Genomic DNA, 15469 nt, shown 5'->3' with positions numbered 1-15469 from the left:
CCCCCTGAACACGCAGGGTTGCGCGCAATTTAAGCCGCGGGCCGCAACCAAGCAAGCGCTTGGGCAGAAGATATTTCAGTGGTTTACAAACCAAGCGCTTGCTTGGTAGCCTCCAGACACTTCTGTCGCAGGTTCCTGAGTCGGAGACAACCATGCCAACCACCGTTCGGATCGGATGCGCCAGCGCATTCTGGGGTGACACCAGTACCGCCGCCGCACAACTTGTGGCCGGCGGGCAGCTGGATTATCTGGTGTTCGATTACCTGGCCGAAATCACCATGTCGATCATGGCCGGCGCGCGCATGAAGGACCCGCAGGCAGGGTTCGCCGGGGACTTCGTTGAGGTGCTCGCGCCGCTGCTGCCGCAACTGGCTGAACAGAAAATCCGCGTCATCAGCAATGCCGGCGGGATCAATCCGAAAGCCTGTGCCGCCGCCCTGCAGGCTGCCTGCGACAAGGCCGGGGTCAGTCTGAAAATCGCCGTGCTGCTCGGCGATGACCTGCAACCGCAATTCAAGCAACTTGCCGCCCAAGGCATCCACGAAATGTTCAACGGCACGCCGCTGCCGCCGATGTGCGTATCGACCAACGCCTACCTCGGCGCACCGGGCATCGTCGAAGCCCTGCGCCTGGGCGCCGACATCGTCATCACCGGGCGTGTGGTCGACAGCGCGGTGGTCAGTGCGGCGCTGGTGCATGAGTTCGGCTGGGCGTGGCACGACTACGACAAACTGGCCCAGGCCGCGCTCGCCGGGCACATCATCGAATGCGGCGCGCAATGCACCGGGGGCAATTTCACCGACTGGCGCGACGTGCCGGACTACGAACACATCGGTTTTCCCATCGTTGAAGTCAGTGCCGACGGCCAGTTCATCGTGAGCAAACCCGAAGGCTCCGGCGGATTGGTGACGCCGCTGACCGTTGGCGAGCAGATGCTCTATGAAATCGGTGATCCGCAGGCCTATCTGTTGCCGGATGTAGTCTGCGATTTCACTCAAGTGAAACTGCAGCAACAGGGCAAAAACGCCGTGCACGTCCACGGAGCCAAAGGCCTGCCGCCCAGCGATAAATACAAGGTCAGCGCGACCTGGCCGGACGGATTCCGCTGCACAGCCAGTTGCCTGATCGCCGGCATCGATGCGGTGGACAAGGCGCGCCGCGTCAGTCAGGCAATCATCGACAAGACTGCAGAAATGTTCAGCCAGCGCGGCTGGCCACCCTACAGCGAAGTCAACATTGAACTGCTCGGCAGCGAAGCCACATACGGCCCTCACGGCCAGCGTCGTGACAGCCGCGAGGTGGTGATCAAACTTGCGGTGCGCCATCCACTGAAACCGGCGCTGATCCTGTTCTCCCGGGAAATCGCCCAGGCTGCCACCGGCATGGCACCGGGACTGACCGGCATCGTCGGCGGACGGCCGACGGTGTATCCGCTGATCCGTCTGTTCTCGTTCCTGATCGATAAAACCGCCTGCAGCCTGCACATCGACATGGCCGGTGAACAGCATCCCTGCGCCCTCCCCGCGCAAATGCCGCTCGACAGCCATGACCTGCCAACCCCCGACCAGCCACCCAAACCCCAAGGCCGCGCCGACGCCAGTGTGCCGTTGGTGAAACTGGCGGTGGCGCGCTCCGGTGACAAGGGCAACCACAGCAACATCGGTGTCCTGCCGCGTCGACCGGAATACCTGCCATGGATCGCCGAAGCGCTGACGCCAGCGGTGATCGTCGACTGGATGCGCCATGTGCTCGACCCGATTCACGGCCGGGTCGAACGCTGGTACCTGCCCGGCACCCACAGCCTGAATTTTCTGCTGGAGAACGCGCTTGGCGGCGGTGGCGTGGCGAGTCTGCGCATCGATCCCCAGGGCAAGGCCTTCGCTCAGCAACTGCTGGAAATCCAGATCCCGGTGCCGCAGAGCATCGCCGAACAACTCGACTAGAGGTTGGGCTTCATGGCTTACGCATCGATTTTCAAAGCCGATCTGTTCAGCGGCCAGACCATCATCGTCACCGGTGGCGGCAGTGGCATCGGCCGTTGCACCGCGCATGAACTGGCGGCGCTCGGCGCCACTGTGCTGCTGGTCGGGCGCAAACCGGAGAAGCTGCAAAAGGTCGCCGCCGAAATCAGCGAAGACGGCGGCCGCGCCCATTGGCAGGCCTGCGATATCCGTGACGAAGACGCGGTGAAACAACTGGTCGCCGGGCTGATCGCCGAACACGGGCCGATCCACGGTCTGGTCAACAATGCCGGCGGCCAGTACCCGTCGCCACTGGCCGCGATCAATCAGAAAGGCTTTGAAACCGTATTGCGCACCAACCTGGTCGGCGGCTTCCTGATGGCCCGGGAAGTGTTCAACCAGTCGATGAGCAAACACGGCGGCAACATCGTCAACATGCTTGCCGACATGTGGGGCGGCATGCCCGGCATGGGCCACTCGGGCGCGGCACGTTCGGGGATGGACAACTTCACCAAAACCGCCGCGTTCGAGTGGGGGTACGCCGGGGTGCGGGTCAATGCGGTGGCGCCGGGCTGGATCGCGTCCAGCGGCATGGACACTTATGAAGGCGCTTTCAAAGCCGTGATCCCGACCCTGCGCGAACACGTGCCACTCAAACGCATCGGTACCGAATCGGAGGTCAGTGCGGCGATCGTTTTTCTGCTCAGCCCGGCGGCGGCGTTCATCAGCGGCAGCACCTTGAAAATCGATGGTGCGGCCAGTCTCGGCAGCCGCGCATGGCCGTTGCACAAGGCAAGCCACAGCGAGTCGTTCAACGGTTTCCATCGGGCGTACCTGCCCGACGTGCTCAAGGACAAGGAGTAAGCCATGCCGCAGATCCAGTCCCAACTCGATCCGCACAGTGAAGCTTTCGCGCGCAACTGCGCGGCGATGCTCACGGCCATCGAGCAAGTCCAGCAACTGGAACAGAACCTGCTGAACAAGGCTGCCGAAGCCAAGGGCAAATTCGACAAGCGCGGGCAACTGCTGCCCCGCGAACGCCTGAACCTGCTGCTCGACCCCGGCGCGCCGTTCCTCGAACTGGCGAGCCTGGCCGGCTACAAGCTGCACGACGACAAGGACGGCAGCGCTGCCGGTGGCGGCCTGATCGCCGGCATCGGTTACGTGTCCGGCATACGGGCGATGGTGGTGGCCAACAACAGCGCGATCAAGGGCGGCACGATCTCCCCCACCGGCCTGAAAAAATCCCTGCGGCTGCAACAGATCGCCCTGGAAAACAAACTGCCGGTGATCACTCTGGCAGAGAGCGGCGGCGCCAACCTCAATTATGCGGCGGAGATATTCGTCGAAGGCGCACGCAGTTTTGCCAATCAGGCGCGGATGTCGGCCATGGGGTTGCCGCAAATTACCGTGGTGCACGGCTCGGCGACGGCCGGTGGCGCCTATCAACCGGGGCTGTCGGATTACGTGGTGGTGGTGCGCGGCAAGGCCAAGCTGTTTCTCGCCGGACCGCCACTGCTCAAGGCCGCGACTGGCGAGGTCGCCACCGATGAAGAGCTGGGCGGCGCCGAGATGCACGCGCAGGTCGCCGGCACCGCCGAGTATCTGGCCGAGAACGATGCCGATGGCGTGCGCCTGGTCCGCGAGATCTTGCGCATGCTGCCGTGGAACGAGCAACTGCCGTGGCTGCCCGAGCCGCAATACAAGGCGCCGCTGTACCCGATCGACGAGCTGCTCGGGCTGATTCCCGACGACCCGAAGAAGCCCTACGACGTGCGCGAAATCGTTGCGCGGATTGCCGATGAATCGGAGTTTCTCGAATTCAAGGGCGAGTTCGATCAGCAAACCATCTGCGGCCAGTTGAAAATCCACGGCCGCGCCTGCGGCTTGATCGGCAACAACGGCCCGATCACCCCCGCCGGCGCGAGCAAGGCCGCGCAGTTCATTCAGCTGTGCGACCAGAGCCAGACGCCGCTGCTGTTTTTCCACAACACCACCGGTTTCATGGTCGGCACCGAGTCCGAGCAGCAAGGCGTGATCAAACACGGCTCGAAACTGATTCAAGCGGTGGCCAATGCGCGAGTGCCTAAACTGACGATTGTCGTCGGTGGCTCCTACGGTGCCGGCAACTATGCGATGTGCGGACGCGGTCTCGATCCACGTTTCATCTTCGCCTGGCCCAACAGCCGCACCGCGGTAATGGGCGGCGCGCAGGCCGGCAAGGTGTTGCGCATCGTCACCGAGGCCAAACAGCTCAAGGAAGGCCTGGTGCCGGATCCGAAAATGCTCGACATGCTCGAACAGGTCACCGCGCAGAAACTCGACAGCCAGTCCACCGCGCTCTACGGCAGCGCCAACCTGTGGGATGACGGCCTGATCGATCCGCGCGATACGCGCACCCTGCTCGGTTACCTGCTGGATATCTGCCACGAAGCCGACATCCGCACGTTGCAACCCAACAGCTTCGGCGTCAGCCGCTTCTGACTGCCACGGATCCCAAGGAGAACAATAAAAATGATCTTCACCCCGGAACACGAAGCACTGCGCCGCACCGTCCGCCAATTCGTCGAGCACGAAATCAACCCGCACGTCGATGAATGGGAAAAGGCCGGACGCTTTCCAATCCACGAGATTTTCCGCAAGGCCGGCGACCTCGGCCTGCTGGGGATTTCCAAGCCGGAAAAATTCGGCGGCATGGGCCTCGACTACAGCTATTCGATTGTCGCCGCCGAAGAGTTCGGCACTATCCACTGCGGCGGCATTCCGATGTCGATCGGCGTGCAGACCGACATGTGCACCCCGGCGCTGGCCCGTTTCGGCTCCGATGAATTACGCGACGAATTCCTCCGTCCGGCGATCACCGGCGAGCAGGTCGGTTGCATCGGCGTCTCGGAAGTCGGTGCCGGCTCCGACGTCGCCGGACTCAAGACCAGCGCGCGCAAGGACGGCGACGACTACGTGATCAACGGCAGCAAGATGTGGATCACCAACTCGCCCAGCGCCGACTTCATCTGCCTGCTGGCCAATACCTCGGACGACAAGCCGCACATCAACAAGTCGCTGATCATGGTGCCGATGAACACCCCGGGCATCAGCCTCAGCTCGCACCTGGACAAGCTCGGCATGCGCAGCTCGGAAACTGCCCAGGTGTTTTTCGATAACGTGCGTGTGCCGCAGCGCAACCGCATCGGCCACGAAGGCGCCGGGTTCATGATGCAGATGCTGCAGTTCCAGGAAGAACGCCTGTTCGGCGCGGCGAACATGATCAAGGGTCTGGAATATTGCGTCGACAGCACCATCGAGTACTGCAAGGAGCGCAAGACCTTCGGCAACGCGCTGATCGACAATCAGGTGATCCACTTCCGCCTCGCCGAACTGCAGACCGAAATCGAATGCCTGCGAGCGCTGGTCTATCAGGCCACCGAGCAATATGTGAAAGGTCAGGACGTCACGCGTCTGGCGTCGATGGCCAAGCTCAAGGCCGGCCGTCTCGGTCGTGAAGTCAGCGACAGTTGCCTGCAATATTGGGGCGGCATGGGCTTCATGTGGGACAACCCGGTGGCCCGCGCCTATCGCGACGTGCGGCTGGTTTCGATCGGCGGCGGCGCCGACGAAATCATGCTGGGGATCATCTGCAAACTCATGGGCATCCTGCCGGGGAAAAAGAAATGAGCCCCCTGCCCGATTGCCAGACTCTGTTGCTGGAACTGCACGGCGGCGTGCTGCACATCACCCTCAATCGCCCGGACAGCCGCAATGCGATGAGCCTGCAAATGGTCGCCGAACTGCGCGCGGTATTGGCGGCGGTGCGCGATGACCGCGGGGTTCGCGCTCTGGTCCTCAGCGGTGCCGGTGGGCATTTCTGTGCGGGGGGCGACATCAAGGACATGGCCAATGCCCGTGCCCAAGGCACCGACGCTTACCGCGAGTTGAACCGCGCCTTTGGAGCCCTGCTGCAAGAGGCTCAGGACGCACCACAAGTGCTGATCACCGTTTTACAGGGCGCAGTGCTCGGTGGTGGTTTCGGGCTGGCATGTGTCAGCGATATCGCCATGGCCGATCATCAGGCGCAGTTCGGCCTGCCGGAAACCAGCCTCGGTCTGCTGCCGGCGCAGATCGCGCCATTCGTGGTGCAGCGCATCGGCCTGACCGAGACCCGCCGACTGGCACTGACCGCTGCGCGTTTCGATGGTCATCAGGCGCGGCGGTTGGGGCTGGTGCATTTCGTCGAGCAGGATCCGCAGGCACTGGCAGAACGACTCGACGAAGTGCTCGACCATGTTTTGTGCTGCGCGCCCGAAGCGAATGCGGCGACCAAAAAGCTGCTGCTCGCCAGTGCCGGGCAGCCTTCGAGTGAATTGCTGGATGAAGCGTCGCGGTGTTTCAGCGAAGCGGTGACCGGGGCCGAAGGGATCGAGGGCACCCTGGCTTTCGTGCAAAAGCGTAAACCGCGATGGGCCCCTTAAAAGCTTCGCGAGCAGGCTCGCTCCCACAGACGGAACGCATTCCAAATGTGGGAGCGGGCTTGCTCGCGAAGAGGCCAGCACCGACACCGCAAATTCCGAGGGAACAGCCATGCCCGTCATCCACAAAATCCTGATCGCCAACCGCGGTGAAATCGCCTGCCGCATCCAGCGCACCGCCCAGGCCCTCGGCTATCGCACCGTCGCCGTATTCAGCGATGCCGACGCCAATGCCCTGCACGTGCAGATGGCCGATCAAGCGGTGAACATCGGCGCCGCACCGGTGCAACAGTCCTACCTGAACATCCCGGCGATCCTCGACGCCGCCCGCCGCAGCGGTGCCGACGCGATCCATCCCGGCTATGGCTTTCTCTCGGAAAACGCCGAATTCGCCCGCGCCTGCGCAGAGGCCGGTCTGACCTTCATTGGCCCCAGCGCCGAGGCCATCGAACTGATGGGCAGCAAGCGCCTGTCGAAAATCGCCATGCTCGACGCCGGTGTTCCTTGCATCGCCGGCTATCAAGGCGCCGCGCAGGACGACGCCACTCTGCTGCGTGAAGCCGAGCGCATCGGCTACCCGCTGATGATCAAGGCCAGTGCTGGCGGCGGTGGACGCGGCATGCGTCTGGTGCACAGCAGCGAGGAATTGCCGGCGCAATTGCGCACCGCCCGCTCCGAAGCGCTGAACGGTTTCGGCAGCGACGAACTGATCCTCGAACAGGCACTGATCGAACCACGGCACGTCGAGGTACAACTGTTCGGCGATCATCACGGCAACCTGATCTACCTCGGCGAGCGCGACTGCTCGGTGCAGCGCCGCCATCAGAAAGTCGTCGAGGAAGCACCCTGCCCGGTGATGACCCGCGAGTTGCGCCAGGCCATGGGCGAAGCGGCATTGAAGGCTGGCCGAGCGGTGAATTACGTCGGTGCCGGCACCGTCGAGTTTCTGCTCGATGCCCGTGGGCAGTTCTACTTTCTGGAAATGAACACGCGTCTGCAGGTCGAGCATCCGGTGACCGAGTTGATCACCGGGCAGGATCTGGTCGCCTGGCAATTGGCCGTCGCCGAGGGGCAGCCGCTGCCGTTGACTCAGGATCAGGTCGCGCTGAACGGTCACGCCATGGAAGTGCGTCTGTATGCCGAAGATCCGACGCAGAATTTCCTGCCGCAGACCGGTCGTGTACAGGCCTGGGAACCGGCGTTGGGTCCGGGGGCGCGGATCGATCATGGCTTGCGCGAAGGTCAGTCGATCAGCCCGTTTTATGATCCGATGCTCGGCAAACTGATCGCCCACGGCGCCACTCGCGAGGAGGCACGGCGCAAGCTGCTGCGCGCGGTGCAGGACAGCGTGCTGCTCGGCGTTCAGAGCAACCAGCGTTTGCTGGTCAGCCTGCTGCAGCATCCGCAGTTCATCAGCGGCGAGTTCAGCACCGCGTTCATTGCTCAGCATTTCACTGACCACCCATGCCTGCACACTTACGCCCCCACTGCCGAGGAGCTGGCCATCGCCGCCGTGCTGTTTTATCAGGCTGGCGCGCAGGTGCATCGTGCGCCGCTCAAGGGTTGGCGCAACAATGTCGGCGCGCCGCTCAATTACCGCCTCGGGCTTGAACAGCAGGACTGGACCTTGCAACTGCACGCTGGCAGCGCTGGCCGCTTCACCGTGAACGTGATGCAGCGCGCACTGGTACTGACCGTCATCAATTGCGACGAGCGCGCGGTGACACTGGAAGTCGACGGCCTGCGCCAGCGTCACGCCTACCGGATCGATGACGAAGAACTCTGGCTGTTCACCCACCCCGGCAACCTGCGCCTGGAGGATCGAACTCATGCGCTGATCAGCAGTCAGAGCAGCGTCAGCTCCGGCACCCTGAAGGCGCCGATGGACGGTGCCATCGTCGACGTGCTGGTCAGCGAAGGCAGCCCGGTCAGCAAGGGTCAGTTGCTGGTGGTGCTGGAGGCAATGAAAATGGAGCATCCGCTCAAGGCCGGCATCGACGGCGTGCTCAAGCGGGTGCAGGTCAAGGTCGGCGATCAGGTAAAAAATCGTCAGGTTCTGTTGCAGGTCGAGTGAGTCGCCAGGCGCAAACGCAAGGTTTGACTACGCTCTGATCTATCAGGACGCGTAAATCAGGAAACCTGCGATGCCCCATTGGCTGGTCATTGATCTGGAAGCCACCACAGATGAAGGTGGCTGGCCGGTTACGGAAATGGAAATCATCGAAATCGGCGCGACGCTGGTCGACCGTGCCGGTCGCGAGCAGGATCACTTTCAGCGGTTCGTCAAACCGACCCGGCGGCCGTTGCTGACGCCGTTCTGCCGTGAGCTCACGCACATCACCCAGGCCAACATCGACGCCGCGCAGCCGTTGAACGAGGTCTGGCCGGCCTTCGAACGCTGGCTCGGGCAACACCAGACGCGCCTCGAAGGCTGGGCCAGTTGGGGCGATTACGACCGCAAGCAGTTGCTCCAGGAATGGCAGCGCCTGCAGCTCGACAGCCTGCTGAGCCGGGTGCCACACATGAACCTCAAGCAGCGCTTCGCCAAGGCCCGGCGCCTGGAACGACCGCTGGGCTTGAACGGTGCGCTGCAACTGGCCGGCATGCAGTTCAGCGGTCAACAGCACCGAGCCCTGGAAGATGCGCGCAATACCGCGCGGTTGCTGCCGTTGGTCTTGCCACTCTGAAGTCAGGGCGAGAACTCGCCGGACACGCCCCGGGCAGGTGACGGCGCCGGGAGCGTTGTGCATACTGGCCAGCCTTTTTTAACCCTTTTTTGCCCTTTTCGAGAGGAATCGCCCATGTTCAAAGTCAACGAGTACTTCGACGGCACCGTCAAGTCGATCGCTTTTGGCACCGCTGAAGGTCCGGCGACCATCGGCGTCATGGCCCCGGGCGAATACGAATTCGGTACCGCTCAGCGCGAGATCATGCACGTGGTCTCCGGTGCGCTGACCGTCAAACTGCCGGACAGCAGCGACTGGGAAACCTTCGCCGCCGGCAGCCAGTTCAACGTTCCGGCCAACAGCAAGTTCCAGCTGAAAGTCGCCGTTGAGACTGCTTACCTGTGCGAATACCGCGGCTAAGCCCACGGTTTTTCCCGGTGCAAAAAAATGCCCGTGTCCATGGACACGGGCATTTTCATTTCCGGCAGGTTACTCGAGGATTTCCACCGGCATTCCGACTTCCAGCTGACCATTGCTGTCGTTGACCAAATTTTGCCCGAACATCGCACCATCGGCCTGAGCACGGTATTTCTGCAGGGTTGCCAGCGGTTCGCGATCAGCACTGCGTTCGCCGGTTTGCGGATCGATGGTGGTCAGAATGCAGCGCGAGCAAGGCTTCACCACGCGGAACTCGACGTCACCGATACGAATGCGCTTCCAGCCGTCCTCGGCGAACGCCGCGCTGCCTTCGATCACCAGATTCGGCCGAAAGCGCAACATCTCCAGCGGTCGTCCGACCTTTTGCACCAGATCCTCAAGTGACGCTTCGCCAATCAGCAACAGCGGGAAACCGTCAGCGAACGCGACCTGATCGTCCTCACGGCCATAACCGGCCTGCGTCATGCGCGCGCGATCAAGCGGCACCTGCACCAGACGGGTCGGTTTGCCGATGAAATCGCTGACCCAGCGGCCCGCTGCATCACCGGCATCCGGCACGCGCAGGGTGTCACGCCAGATGGTCACACCGCGCAAGTCGGAATCGGCCTCGGGCAATGGCACGTCCAGCGCGGCAAGCCCGGGGGCACTCAGGGTCAGACCGCCCTGCGCATTCCAAAGCGCCGACAACTGGCTCATTTTCGCCTCGGCCCGCTGGGTCAGAAAGCGGCCGCTGGCTTCATCCACGAGCATCCAGCGTCGGTCCCCTGCAAGGCCCAGTTTGTCCAGGCCAATCGATTGCAGAATCTCGGGTTTGCCGGATTTCAACGGATAACGATAAAGCGCGCTCAGACGCAGCATGGCCAGCTCCCTGGTGGGCAAAAAAGCCACCCTATACGAGCTTTATCGGCGAATCAAAGACAGATGCGCGCCCCCCTGAAAAGATAACTTTGTGGCGAGGGGATTTATCCCCGATGGGGCGCGAAGCGGCCCCACCTGAATCAAGAAGCGGGACCGCTGCGCAGTCCATCGGGGATAAATCCCCTCGCTACAGGTTTTCGTCAGGCCGGCACTTCATCGAGCATCAGACGCTGACGCACCACATCGACCAGTTTGTCCGGCTGGAATTTGGAGAGGAAGTTGTCGCAACCGACCTTCTTCACCATCGAGTCGTTGAAGCTGCCGGACAGTGAAGTGTGTAACACCACGTACAGACCGCGCAGACGCGGATCGTTGCGGATCTCGGTGGTCAGGCGATAGCCGTCCATTTCCGGCATCTCCGCGTCGGTGAACACCATCAGCAGTTTGTCGGTCATGTTCACGCCGGTATCGGCCCAGGCCTTGAGCATGTTCAGCGCCTTCAGACCGTCGCTGGCGATGTGCATTTTCACCCCGAGCTGGCCAAGGGTGTCGCGCAGTTGCGAAAGCGCCACGTTGGAGTCGTCCACCAGAAGCACTTCGCGGCCACGGGCACGCTCCAGCACCGGATCATCGAGCTTGTCACGCGAGACCTTGGCGTTGTACGGGACGATTTCGGCGAGGACTTTCTCGACGTCGATGATTTCCACCAATTGATCGTCAACCTTGCTGATTGCAGTCAGGTAGTGCTGGCGGCCAGCACTGGTCGGCGGCGGCAGAATGGCTTCCCAGTTCATGTTGACGATGCGATCCACGCCACCGACGAGGAAAGCCTGCACCGAACGGTTGTACTCGGTGACGATGATGGTGCTGTTCGGGCCCGGCACCAGCGGGCGCATGCCGATCGCCTGAGACAGATCGATCACCGGCAGCGTCTGCCCACGCAGGTTGACCACGCCGCAGACAAACGGGTGACGCTGTGGCATCAGGGTCAACTTCGGCAGTTGGAGAACTTCCTGAACCTTGAACACGTTGATCGCGAACAATTGGCGTCCGGCCAGTCGAAACATGAGAATTTCCAGGCGATTCTCACCCACCAGTTGCGTGCGTTGGTCTACCGTGTCGAGAATGCCGGCCATCAATGACTCCTGGGCTTGTTCTGATGAATTCACTACTAAGTGGGGTTATCGGCTGTTTATGGCGATTCTTGATCCCCACAAAATTCACCATCAAAATGCCACACATGGGCATTGATGTCACATTAACATCATGGTTTACTGACCCGGTGTTTTCATCTGCTACATTCTCTTCTGGCGCGACCACAGTTTGCGCCACAGGTTCCCGCGCGTAAGGGAATCCCCTAGGAACAATCAGGCCCAACCTGATGTTCGCAATATCCAATAGCCATTAATGTGACGCCATTCTCATTGCATGAACGGAGTCAGGCTATTGTGTGCGATCGCAGGTCAGTGGAACCCCACCCTCTGGAAAACCTCAGCCAGTGCAATTGCACGGTGGGGCGCGATCTCCCGACGATCCACGAACGTCGACACACACGGCATTCCCTCATCAGACATGACGCTGTGGAGATAAGCATGCCAATCGACCGTAAAGACTGGGCGCAACGCTTTCCCGAATTCCTCGTCGAAGCTGAAACACTCCTGGCCAAGTCCGAAGAGTGCCTGAGCCACCTGCAATTGATCAGCAACGACAAAGACGCCATCGACTGCATGCGCAACACCCTGCTCAAACTGGCGAGTCGGGCTGAAGCGTTGGCACTGGAGGCGATCTCCGAGTTTTCCCTGCATATTCACAGCCTGCTCGACCACGCGCCGGATCATATCGATCTGCACGCACAGGCGCTGAATGCGCTGCAGGACTGTTTCACCTTGATGGCCTGGCAGATTGAACTGGTCGATCACAATACCGGCCAATTGAGCCTGGATGGCAGCGAACAAACCTCACTGATCGAAGCTTTCGCGTTTCAGGTCGGTCAAAACCAGTTCAAGCCACCGCTCCGGCCTCAGCCGGTTTCGCTGTTGTCTTATTCCGAGCGTCAGGCGTGATCCGCCGCATTCAAAGCGTAAATCCAGGCTGAAGACGGGAATCGCTGATTGTCGCAATTGGATAGTTCATACCTGCCAGCGACAATTCGAATTAAATAATCACACCTGACACCAGCAGATATTCTGCCGCGGCCTCAGGGTTTGCCTGTATCTGTGTAACGATCAACTTCGAACCGTACGGATCTCTACCAAGCACAATAAAACGACATTTTCCATAATGGAACTCACGTCCAACATGACGTATTTCCTGACTCATTGGACATATATCGCAAACGCGACCAACGGTATCTTAAGTGGTATTATGCCGACCGTTAGTTGCTTTCAACTAATGGCACAGTGATTCAGCGACTGTCATCCAACGAACTTGATGGTCGAATATCGTTCACTGTACTTCGTTAAAATCAATAACATAATTGACAGCATTTTCAGACAGAGATCCGCCAGCCACCGGCCGGTCTGCCCGTAGCGAACATCCATTGGCTCCATCCGTTATGTACGCCAGCCTCAAGTCAATCATCAAATGGCCACCGTCCCGGGAAAATGCACGCCGGTTCACTCTCATATTGAGTGTCATCGCCGCCGCTGGCAGCCTGCTGACCTACGGATTGTCTGCTCCGCTCTCACTGGGTCTGCTGCTGTTGAATATTGCCGCCACTGCTTGTGTCTGGGTGCAATATCGACTGTCGCGCAAATCGATCAAGTTTCAGCCTCAGGAACTCGCCGACCGTTTGCTGGAAGTCCAGGAAAACGAACGCCACCGTCTCAGCCGTGAACTGCACGACGATATCGGCCAGTTACTGACAGCGGCCAAGCTGCAAAGTGAATGGCTGAAAAAACGCCTGCCAGCCGACTTGCAAGCGCAATGCTCGACACTCTGCGACACCCTTGATGAAACCCTCAACAAGGTGCGCGACGTTTCCGCCATTCTCAATCCGCGCCAACTGACCAGCCTCGGGCTGGAGGCCAGTCTGCGCGCGCACCTGCTCAAGACCCTGGCGAACACCTCGGTGCACTGGAGCCTCGATTGCCAGCAACGGCTCAATGGCATTCCGGAAGAAATGGCGGTCGCTGCCTTTCGCATTGCCCAGGAAGCGGTCACCAACATTCTGCGTCACGCGCAGGCCAGCAATCTGCTGATCCGCGTGCAACGCTTGCCAAAAGGCCTGACGCTGTTGATCAGCGACGACGGCCAAGGCTTTGCGCCTGCCGCGGACCCGGGCCGGGAAGGACAGCGCGGAATGGCCGGGATGGCCGAAAGGATCGAACAGTTGGGCGGCACGCTGAACGTCATCAGCGAGCCGGGCAAAGGCACTCAAATCGAAGCACTATTCCCCTGGGCGCCCCGTGCACTCGAGCGGGCCAGTACGAATAAGGTTATGCGTTGACTTGTAACTTACTTCTGGTGGATGACCACTCGCTGATCAGGGCCGGCGTGCGCGCTCTGGTGCTCGATATTCCCGGTTACGCGGTCGTTGGCGAAGCCAGCGACGGCTCGCAGTTGCTCGAAATGGTCGAGCAACTGGCGCCCGACATCGTGTTGCTGGATATCTCGATGAAGGAAACCGGTGGCCTGGAAGCCTTGCAACGGCTCAAGCGGGTGCGCCCGCAAAGCAAGGTGCTGATTCTCTCGATGCACACCGATCCGGCGCTGATCATGCAGGCGCTGGAGTCCGGCGCGCACGGTTACCTGCTCAAGGACACCACGGCCACCGAGCTTGAACACGCCCTCGAAGCCTTGCGTAATAACGAGCGTTACCTGAGTCCGGCCATCGCCCACACCGTGATCAACCAGGCGCTGACCCGCACGCAGAAAAACCAGCCGGAAGTGGCCGACTCGCACAATCTGACGGCACGCCAGCTGGAAATCCTGCGGTTGATCGTACGCGGCAAATCCACCCGGGAGATCGCCAACGGCCTGGGCCTGAGCATCAAGACCGTCGAGACCCACCGCTCGCAGATCATGAAACGCCTGCAGATCTACGACGTGGCGGGTCTGGTGCTGTTCGCGGTGCGCGAACAGATCATCAGTCTGGACGACTGATCGAACCCGCGCCGCCCAACAGCGGCGAATGCTCCGGCAAATGCACCTGCAAGGCGGCGGGGCGCGCCTCGAAACGCAGGCTGTCGCCCTCCAGCGGCTCGCCGTCAAGGTTGATGCTCAGCCCCTCGGCGACCTTGATTTCGACCCAGGGCAAACGGGCCCGGACAAACATATTGTCGAGGCCGAAGCCGTCGCTGAGCAGGTTCTTCAGCGTGCCCACCAACTCCTGTGGCGCCGGCAGAATACTGATGTCCAATAGACCATCGTCCGCCAGTGCCTGCGGGCACAAGACGTGTCCGCCGCCTGCCTGACGACCGTTGCCGATGCCCAATGCGAGCAGCTCGCCGCTCCAGTGAAAGTCCGGCCCTTGCAGTTCACCGTAAGCCGCGTGCAGCTCACTGAAGCGCGACAATCCGGTGAACAGATAAGCGGCCCCGCCGAGCACTTTTTTCAGATCTTCAGAGGTATTGGCCGTGACCTGGCTGCCGAAACCACCCGTCGCCATGTTCAGGAAAATCTGCCCACCGACTTCGCCCAGATCAATCTTGCGCGGTGGCACGTCGAGCATTTCCAGTGCTTCGGCCGGCTCCAGCGGGATCCCCGCCGCGCGGGAAAAATCGTTAGCCGTTCCTAGCGGCAACAGCACCAGACTGGCCTCGTCCGGATGCGCGGCAAGCGCTTCAGCGATATCGCGCAACGTGCCATCTCCGCCTCCGGCGATGATCTTCCGATAGCCACTCGCCAGTGCTTCTTCCACCAGACGCTGAGCGTCACCGGCCTCCCAGGTCAGCCGTACGGCCAATTCCCAGCCCTGCTTGCGTTTGCCTTCGACGGCGGCGCGAACCGCCTCATTGAGTGCCTGCTTGCCATGCAGAATCAACAGCGCCCTGCGTTCACTCATTACGGTCACTCCCCAAGATTGAATCGGTATGAAACATCTTGACCACTGGTGCAGGCAAAAAAGCCATGGGAACACCAT

At 61.1% G+C, this 15469-nt stretch carries 14 protein-coding genes; 11 read left to right on the top strand and 3 right to left on the bottom strand.

Annotated features, from left to right (window positions below):
• Positions 1 to 152 precede the first annotated feature (152 nt).
• The 8 genes from KCG87_RS15710 to KCG87_RS15675 all read left to right on the top strand — a co-directional run bounded on the left by KCG87_RS15710 (position 153) and on the right by KCG87_RS15675 (position 9510).
• The gene (locus KCG87_RS15710; protein ID WP_210558389.1) at positions 153 to 1943 is read left to right on the top strand and encodes an acyclic terpene utilization AtuA family protein; all 1791 of its coding nucleotides are present in this window, start codon (positions 153 to 155) and stop codon (positions 1941 to 1943) included.
• 12 nt (positions 1944 to 1955) lie between these two features.
• Complete coding sequence (locus KCG87_RS15705; RefSeq protein WP_115989249.1) at positions 1956 to 2825, top strand: SDR family oxidoreductase; 870 nt, start codon at positions 1956 to 1958, stop codon at positions 2823 to 2825.
• A 3-nt stretch (positions 2826 to 2828) separates the two neighbouring features.
• Positions 2829 to 4445 (top strand): geranyl-CoA carboxylase subunit beta, encoded by a 1617-nt coding sequence (atuC, locus tag KCG87_RS15700; protein ID WP_027613408.1) that lies wholly within the window; start codon positions 2829 to 2831, stop codon positions 4443 to 4445.
• Positions 4446 to 4475: 30 nt separating this feature from the next.
• Positions 4476 to 5633, top strand: a complete 1158-nt coding sequence (gene atuD, locus KCG87_RS15695) for a citronellyl-CoA dehydrogenase (protein ID WP_027613409.1) — start codon at positions 4476 to 4478, stop codon at positions 5631 to 5633.
• Positions 5630 to 6427 carry an enoyl-CoA hydratase-related protein gene (locus KCG87_RS15690; protein ID WP_210558388.1) on the top strand — a complete coding sequence of 266 codons (798 nt, stop codon included), beginning with the start codon at positions 5630 to 5632 and terminating at the stop codon, positions 6425 to 6427. The genes atuD and KCG87_RS15690 overlap by 4 nt, the downstream gene beginning before the upstream one ends.
• A gap of 109 nt (positions 6428 to 6536) precedes the next feature.
• Positions 6537 to 8498 (top strand): acetyl/propionyl/methylcrotonyl-CoA carboxylase subunit alpha, encoded by a 1962-nt coding sequence (locus KCG87_RS15685; RefSeq protein WP_210558386.1) that lies wholly within the window; start codon positions 6537 to 6539, stop codon positions 8496 to 8498.
• 70 nt (positions 8499 to 8568) lie between these two features.
• Positions 8569 to 9111, top strand: coding sequence for an exonuclease domain-containing protein (locus KCG87_RS15680; RefSeq protein ID WP_027613412.1), 543 nt, complete (start codon positions 8569 to 8571; stop codon positions 9109 to 9111).
• 114 nt (positions 9112 to 9225) lie between these two features.
• The gene (locus KCG87_RS15675) at positions 9226 to 9510 is read left to right on the top strand and encodes a pyrimidine/purine nucleoside phosphorylase (RefSeq protein WP_097088279.1); all 285 of its coding nucleotides are present in this window, start codon (positions 9226 to 9228) and stop codon (positions 9508 to 9510) included.
• A gap of 69 nt (positions 9511 to 9579) precedes the next feature.
• Here KCG87_RS15675 and KCG87_RS15670 read toward each other — a convergent pair whose 3' ends face one another.
• Positions 9580 to 10386 carry an MOSC domain-containing protein gene (locus KCG87_RS15670; RefSeq protein WP_210558384.1) on the bottom strand — a complete coding sequence of 269 codons (807 nt, stop codon included), beginning with the start codon at positions 10384 to 10386 and terminating at the stop codon, positions 9580 to 9582.
• Between the two features lie 200 nt (positions 10387 to 10586).
• Positions 10587 to 11522, bottom strand: a complete 936-nt coding sequence (locus KCG87_RS15665) for a chemotaxis protein CheV (RefSeq protein ID WP_003226705.1) — start codon at positions 11520 to 11522, stop codon at positions 10587 to 10589.
• 456 nt (positions 11523 to 11978) lie between these two features.
• On the opposite strand from KCG87_RS15665, the gene KCG87_RS15660 reads away from it, so the two are divergent.
• From KCG87_RS15660 to KCG87_RS15650, 3 genes are all read left to right on the top strand, one after another.
• Positions 11979 to 12449, top strand: a complete 471-nt coding sequence (locus tag KCG87_RS15660; protein WP_098964877.1) for a hypothetical protein — start codon at positions 11979 to 11981, stop codon at positions 12447 to 12449.
• A gap of 491 nt (positions 12450 to 12940) precedes the next feature.
• Complete coding sequence (locus tag KCG87_RS15655) at positions 12941 to 13834, top strand: sensor histidine kinase (RefSeq protein ID WP_027613415.1); 894 nt, start codon at positions 12941 to 12943, stop codon at positions 13832 to 13834.
• Complete coding sequence (locus KCG87_RS15650; protein ID WP_007969079.1) at positions 13831 to 14490, top strand: response regulator transcription factor; 660 nt, start codon at positions 13831 to 13833, stop codon at positions 14488 to 14490. The genes KCG87_RS15655 and KCG87_RS15650 overlap by 4 nt, the downstream gene beginning before the upstream one ends.
• Here KCG87_RS15650 and yegS read toward each other — a convergent pair.
• Positions 14474 to 15391 carry a lipid kinase YegS gene (yegS, locus tag KCG87_RS15645; protein WP_096794975.1) on the bottom strand — a complete coding sequence of 306 codons (918 nt, stop codon included), beginning with the start codon at positions 15389 to 15391 and terminating at the stop codon, positions 14474 to 14476. The two genes, KCG87_RS15650 and yegS, sit on opposite strands and share 17 nt — an antisense overlap.
• Positions 15392 to 15469: the final 78 nt, after the last annotated feature.

This window comes from Pseudomonas sp. MWU347 (assembly GCF_017947305.1).
Classification (GTDB): domain Bacteria; phylum Pseudomonadota; class Gammaproteobacteria; order Pseudomonadales; family Pseudomonadaceae; genus Aquipseudomonas; species Aquipseudomonas putida_A.
The sequence above is the reverse complement of the archived record's forward strand: the minus strand, read 5'-3'. Positions and strand labels throughout refer to the sequence as shown.